This is a genomic window from Syntrophorhabdaceae bacterium (assembly GCA_028698615.1).
Taxonomy (GTDB): Bacteria; Desulfobacterota; Syntrophorhabdia; order Syntrophorhabdales; family Syntrophorhabdaceae; genus Delta-02.
Window position 1 is genome coordinate 1 of the sequence record JAQVWF010000112.1, and the last position, 3,068, is coordinate 3,068.

A 3,068-nucleotide genomic window follows, 5' to 3' on the forward strand; every position below is an offset into this window, starting at 1 on the left:
GTGAGCATGGTGGGCACTATGACCAGGGCGGACGATTCCCGGGGAATTCCCCTGGAAAAGTCCATTCGGGGAAGGAACCGGGGTGTTACAACTCGGGTCGTGAGCCAGTTTACCAGGGCAATCGCCAGCTGGCTGACACACAGAAGCGAAAGCGCACCGATAAACCACAACCAGGGACCGCATAACCCCATGGAATGAGCTTCGGTAAGCAAGTACCCGGTGAAGATGGCGGTGATGATACAGATCGCCCCAAGATAATAGAACAGCGGGGATCGGCGGACGACTTTTCGAACGGTTTCAGTGAACGACAGACGTACCCCGGCCAATCCTTCGAGCTCTTCCAGCCCTTTATCGATCAGGTAGAAGCCGACATGGTCCTCGCGTCCGCCGCCATTTGCGTGGCCCTTGCGCTCACCGGCAAGACGGATGGCAACGCGAGCCACCTCGTTTTCGGACAATGGGCCGCTCTTTGCAATGTTCTCCACCACATGGCGGTATTGGTCGCGGGTGGCAAAATCCATCCCGCCGTACATACCCGCCGGGTCCTCGCAGAGGGTTCGTTCGACAATGCTCATGGTCTCAACAAATGTGCGCCAATCCATGGCCCCCAGGAAACGGAGGCTGCCGATGCTGTTGCTTATGGATAGCTGGTCCGCCGCCTGCTGCTGGTTTTCTGATTGTATCAGCTGTTCGATCGTCAGACCTGACTCGGAGAGCTGCTGCTCGATCCAGGTCAGCGGCAGTGCGAGAGTGGGGCCCTGGCCTTTAAGACGGCGCGTAAGCTCGGCGATGAAGGAGCTGACCATTGGAGGATTTGAGCGTGCCATGTCGGCAATGACCAGGATCAGATCCTTGGGATTTTGTTCGGCAGTCGCGGTAATACGGTCTGCCCAGTAGTCGGCAAGGTTCCTGTCGGTTCTGTGGGAGGCGATCCGCATTGTGACACGCCGGAGATTTTCGATGAGCGCCAGGCGCAGCATGATGGGTATCGCCCACAATTCTCCCAGCTTCAGCGCGGCGACTGTCTGATAGGCCGCCACGAAACTGCCCAGGCCATCAGGATCAACCCGTCCATCACCGTGAGAGATTATTTCCAGCGCAATGTCGTACACCCGGGGAAGGCCCGCTGACGGGCCGTTTTTCAAACGCGGCAGGCCCTTGCTGTAGCCCTTTGGCAGGTGTCTTTTGGCTGTGCGGATCTGTTCTTCGATGAGATAGAAGTTGTCGAGGAGCCATTCCCCTGCCGGCGTAACCCTCCTGTTTCCTTTGAGGGCCTCTGTCAGGAGTTCCCTAACATTGAGAAGAACGTTTTCATTCTCACCAAGCCGGGCCAGCAATTTTTCGGCAAAATGGTCCGGGCCCAGGGTGTGTGCGCCGGCAAGGGTCTTACCGTGCTGCTCCATCTGGGAGGCGCTGAACAACTCTGACCTCAGCGGCGGCTCATCGCCGGAGCGCTTTGGCGTTAAACTGTTTCCACGAAGATGTGCCCACAGATGGGGCAGGTTGCCGATAAGTTTTGTCATCACTTGCTATTGCCCTGCCTTAATACATGGTTTTGAAAACTTTCCGAAAGTGGAACCCGTACACCATGTATGCTATTGCCATGGGCAGGAGCCGCGGCCGCCTGAATAGAGACCAGAAAACAAGCTTCCAGTAGTAGAGCCTGGCCTTGTCCTTTATTCCCAGTATCACCAGGGTTTTGAAAGGCGCGTCAAGATAGTGGAGATTATACCGGATGTATCTGAAATGCAGGCCTCGTCTTCTCTTTTCCAAAGGCTTGTATTCCCTGAGAAAGGCCTTGACGCGTTCATAGTATGCGCGAGGCGCATAGATGCCGCTGATCACCTCTTTGTATCCAGTGACCAGATTCTCATATCCCATCTTTGGAATGATGTTCGTGGAAAAGTCCGTATTGTCTCCGGTGACATCTTGCTTCAGTCGGCCTTCCTCCCGGAGTCTTTCGTAAAGCCGGCTGCCCTTTGGCGCATTGAGCATGCCCACCATGGCGGTGACGATCCGGCTTTCCTGTATAAACCGGACCTGCCTTTCGAATGTTTCGGGAGAATCACTGTCAAACCCCACGATAAAGCCCCCCCTGATGCGGAGGCCGAGCTGCTGGATCCGTTTCACTCCGGCAAGAAGGTCCCGGTTCCTGTTCTGGAATTTGTTGCACTCCTTGAGGGAACTGTCGTCGGGAGTCTCAATACCAACGAACACACCCTCGAACCCTGCTTGTATCATCCGTCTGATCAGTTCTTCATCGTCCGCGAGGTCGATCGATGCCTCTGTTGCCAGGTCGAAAGGATACCGTCTCTTCTTCATCCACTGGATCATGGCGGGCAGCACATGGTCTTTGAGCTTCCTCTTGTTGCCTATGAAGTTGTCATCAACAAAGAAGATACTGCCTCTCCATCCCGCCCTGTAAAGGGCTTCCAGTTCATTGACCACCTGCTCCGTCGTCTTGCTTCGGGTCTTATGCCCGTAGAGCGTGGTAATGTCGCAGAATTCACAGCTGAACGGGCAACCCCGGGAATATTGAAGATTCATCGAATGATACCTGTTCATCTTAACGAGTTCCCAGGCAGGAGCGGGAGTCTTATCAAGCTCGGGAAATGCCCGTGAGGAGTAAATGTGTTTGGCCTCACCTCTGGCAAGGTCTTCCAGGAAAGGGGCGAGGGTAAACTCTGCCTCATTGAGTATCAGGTGATCCACGTCGGGGTATTCTTCGGGATTTGCGGTAAAGAGAGGGCCTCCGGCAACGATCTTGACGCCTGCCGTCTTGCACCGCTCAATGACCTCCCTGACCGATTCCTTCTGGACTGCCATGGCCCCGATAAAAACATAATCGGCCCATCGAAAGTGCTTGTCCTTCAAATTGGCAATGTTCATATCGACGAGTCTCTTTTTCCATTCCCCGGGGAGCATTGCGGCAACGGTGAGCAAACCCAGTGGTGGGTGAAGGGCCCGCTTCGATATGAACTTCAGGGCATGCTTGAAGCTCCAGAAGGTATCAGGATACTTGGGATATATAAGAAGTATGTTCATTTTGTCCTCCCCGTCAGGATCCC

Annotated in this window: 2 protein-coding genes; both read right to left on the reverse strand. The window is 54.7% G+C overall.

The features are described from left to right. Positions 1-1,523, reverse strand: a 1,523-nt coding sequence (locus PHC90_14905) for a hypothetical protein (protein MDD3847636.1), incomplete at its 3' end; no start/stop codon positions are given. A 19-nt stretch (positions 1,524-1,542) separates the two neighbouring features. Further along, positions 1,543-3,045, reverse strand: coding sequence for a radical SAM protein (locus PHC90_14910; protein ID MDD3847637.1), 1,503 nt, complete (start codon positions 3,043-3,045; stop codon positions 1,543-1,545). Between the last annotated feature and the right edge of the window lie 23 nt (positions 3,046-3,068).

What these genes read in the sequence shown, in the direction of transcription:
- PHC90_14910 (MDD3847637.1), bottom strand. Translation starts at nt 3,045, where the DNA reads ATGAACATACTTCTTATATATCCCAAGTATCCTGATACCTTCTGGAGC.